The 3,347-nt window shown below is 72.6% G+C and carries 3 protein-coding genes; all 3 read left to right on the top strand.

The annotated features are described in order from the left end of the window. Positions 1–142 precede the first annotated feature (142 nt). Genes gspD through gspG form a run of 3 tightly spaced genes read left to right on the top strand, consistent with a single transcriptional unit; the run spans position 143 to position 3,214 of the window. Positions 143–2,095: a type II secretion system secretin GspD gene (gene gspD, locus DDF67_RS00310; protein WP_109098989.1), complete on the top strand. Its 1,953-nt coding sequence runs from the start codon at positions 143–145 to the stop codon at positions 2,093–2,095. Then, entirely contained in the window at positions 2,079–2,789 is a 711-nt protein-coding gene (locus DDF67_RS00305) for a hypothetical protein (RefSeq protein ID WP_109098988.1), read from the top strand. Before gspD ends, DDF67_RS00305 begins: the two co-directional genes overlap by 17 nt. Next, positions 2,762–3,214 (top strand): type II secretion system major pseudopilin GspG, encoded by a 453-nt coding sequence (gene gspG, locus DDF67_RS00300; RefSeq protein WP_109098987.1) that lies wholly within the window; start codon positions 2,762–2,764, stop codon positions 3,212–3,214. Before DDF67_RS00305 ends, gspG begins: the two co-directional genes overlap by 28 nt. Positions 3,215–3,347: the final 133 nt, after the last annotated feature.

Below are 3,347 nucleotides of genomic sequence, written 5' to 3'. Positions count from 1 at the left end.
CCCGCGGGCGGTCCAACGCCGTCGCCGGCGATCGGCGGCGACGCCCCGCCGGCCGGCTATCGCATGCCGCCGCCGCCCGCCAGCGCCCCGCGCGGCGGTCCCCAGTGAGCGCCGCGACGTGACGGCGAGGAGTAGCAACAGCGTGTCCAAGTCCCTGGTCGCCCGACTGACCGCCTGCACTGTCCTGGCGGCTGCGGGCCTTGGCGCCGTCTCGCCGATGCATACCGCGCAGGCCGCCCCGCGCGCGTCGGCCCAGTCGTTCACCTTCGCCTTCCGCGACGCCGACGTCGCCCAGGTGGCCGAGGCGATCCTGGGCCAGGGCCTGGGCCTGACCTACACCGTCGATCCGGCCGTCAACGCCAAGGTCTCGTTCCGCATCGACCGCCGCCTGACGCCCGCCCAGCTGCTGGAAGCCTTCGAGGCGGCGCTTGCGGCCAGCGACATCGCCCTTCTGCGCGAGGGAGATTCCCTGGTGCTGGCCCCGCGCGAACGCCTGCGGGGATCGGCGGCGCTGCGCGAGCCCGGCAGCCCCGGCGCCGTCGCGCCCCGTCGCGGCGGCGGCTACGACATCGTGGCCACCTCGCTTTCGTTCGCCGCGCCCACCGAGGTGGGCAAGGCGCTGGAGGCCATGACCGGCGCCAAGCCGGTGCTCTATGCCGACGACAAATCGGGCCTGCTGGTGCTGGGCGGTTCGGGCTCGGAGCTGCAGGCGGCGCTGGAGACCATCAAGGTCCTTGACCGCAACATGCTGGAAGGCGCCCGAATCCGCTGGTTCGACCTGCGCAACGCCACCAGCGCCGCCGTCGCCGGCGAGCTGGACAAGATCTTCGTCTCGGCCGGCGTCGAGGGCGTGGGCCTGACGCCGCTGAAGCGACTGAACGGCCTGATCGTCTCGGCCCGCACCGAAAACGCGCTGGACGAGGTGGCCCGCTGGGTCGCCCGTCTGGACACGCCCTCGCGCGACCTGTCGACCCAGATCTACGTCTATCACCCGCGCAGCGCCTCGGCCGCCTCGCTGGCCCGCACCCTGTCGCAGGTGCTGTCGAGCGGCGGCGAGAACGCGCCCTCGTCCGACGGCCTGGGCCGCTCGTCCGGGTCGCCTCAGGCCGATACCGCCGCCGGGTCGTCGAGCCGCGCGGACAAGTCCACGCCTTCGGCCAGCACCTCGGACGGCGGCGACGCCGCCGCCCAGACGAACCTGGAGGACGGCGTCCGCATCGGCGTCGACCGCGAGAGCAACAGCCTGATCATCCGCGCCCCAGCCTATCGCTGGATGAGCCTGCAGCAGACCCTGTCGGAAATCGACCGGCCGCCCAAGCAGGTGCAGATCCAGGCCTCGATCGTCGAGGTCAGCCTTACCGACGACTTCCGGTTCGGAGTCGACTGGTCGGCGATCTCCAGCAACGGCGATGTCATCGGCCGCTCGATCTACAACACCGGCGGCACGATCGGGCCGAGCTATCCGGGCTTCTCCGTCACCATCCTGGGCGGCAACATCGACGCGGCGGTCAATGCGTTGGGTTCGCGCACGGCCATCGACGTGGTCTCGACGCCCAATATCATCACGCTCGACAACCATGTGGCGCGCCTGCAGATCGGCGACCAGGTGCCGATCGTCACCCAGACGGCGACCAGCACGGCCACCGACAACCCGGCCCTGGTCAGCACGGTCAACTACAAGGACACCGGCGTGATCCTGGAGGTCACGCCGCGCATCTCGGGCGACGACAAGGTGGTGGTCGAAATCTCGCAGGAGGTCAGCGCCGTGGCGCGCACCGTCACCTCCGGCATCGACTCGCCGACCATCCAGCAGCGCAAGCTGGAGAGCACCCTGGTGCTCCAGGACGGCGCGGTGGTGGCGCTGGGCGGGCTGATCAGCCGCACGCGCACCAACAGCAACAGCGGCGTGCCGGGCCTGAAGGACGTCAAGGGCCTGGGTGCGCTGTTCCGCTCGCGCAGCCGCGACGACGCCCGCACCGAACTGGTGGTGCTGCTGACCGCCCGCATCGTCGGCGATCCGTCGACGGCCGACCGGGTCACCAGCGATCTGCTGAGCGACATGAAGGAGCTGCAGGCCCGTGGGTTGCTGCGCTGAGCCGGTCGACGCGGGCTACGCCAGCGGCGCGGCGATCGCCGTCAGCCTGGCCATGGCGATGGTGGCGACGGGCCTGATGGTGCGCGCGGTCGCCGACCTCAAGCGCGCTCGCGCCGACCACGCCCGCACCCAGGCGCGCTACGCCCTCGACGGGGCGCACCTGCTGGCGGCGCGGCGGATGGCCGAGGGTATCGATCCGCGCCGCGCGGCCTGGAGCCTGTCGGTTCCGGGCGCCGGTTCGGTCGGCATCCTGGCCGAGCCGGAGAGCGCCAAGCTTGGCCTGGAGGCGGCCGGCCAGGCCGATCCGGGGCTGCTGAGCGCGCTGGGCGCGCGCGATGCGGTGGCGGCTTCGGTCGCGATCGGACGATTGCCGGCCGGGACCGCGACGCCGGAGGACGTGGAGGCGGCGGACGCGGGGCCGGTCTGGCGGGCCTGCGCGTCCAGCCTGATTTCGCCCTGGGGACTGGCGCAGGCGCCGTTCCTGCCCCAGGCGGGGCCGCCGACCTCGAATACGGGGGTCATGCGGCGCGGCGAGGTCTGGCGGGTGGTGGCGACCACGGCCGAGGGATGGCGCGACGAGCGAATAGTGCGAATGGTCGGACGGCCCGAGCGGCCGGCGACGGTGATCTGGCGACGCGTTTCGCGTCGCAGCGACAAGGACCAGGGATGCGGCGTAATCATCGATCCGGCCTAGAGCGCCGCACCGGCGGCCAGGACGGCTATACCTTGACCGAGATGCTGGTGGTGATCGCCATCATCGGCCTGATCGCGGCCGTCCTCACCCCCAGCCTGATCGGCCAGCTGGGCCGGGCGCGCGTCAAGTCGGCCAACCTGCAGCTGGAGACCCTCTCCTCGGCGGTGGAGATGTTCCGCGCCGACGTTGGTCGTTATCCGACGCAGGCGGAGGGGCTGAAGGCCCTGCTGACCGAGCCCGCCGACGTCGAGGGCTGGTCGGGCCCCTACGCCAAGAACGCCAAGGCGCTGAACGATCCCTGGGGCGAGCCGGTCCGCTACGAGGCCGATCCCGAGACCCAGTACCGGGTGGTCAGCCTGGGCGGCGACCGCAAGCCGGGCGGCAACGGGACCAAGCGCGACCTGCGGGCGCCCGAAGCGCCATGACCCTGCTGGCGGGCCTCGTCGCCGCGCCGGTCGGCGCGGTGCTCGGCGGGATCGCCGCGGCCGCCGGCCTGCGTTGGGCGCATGCCGGCCCGGTGTCGTCGGGCGCCTGGACGCCGCCGCTGGCCGCCTGCGC

The sequence above is a fragment of the Caulobacter endophyticus genome, from assembly GCF_003116815.1.
Lineage (GTDB): Bacteria > Pseudomonadota > Alphaproteobacteria > Caulobacterales > Caulobacteraceae > Caulobacter > Caulobacter endophyticus.
Note: the sequence above shows the minus strand (reverse complement) of the source record. Positions and strands in the feature narration are given on the sequence as shown.

Excerpts from the sequence above, each read along its gene's own strand:
- gspG (WP_109098987.1), top strand. The coding sequence starts at position 2,762 with ATGCGGCGTAATCATCGATCCGGCCTAGAGCGCCGCACCGGCGGCCAG.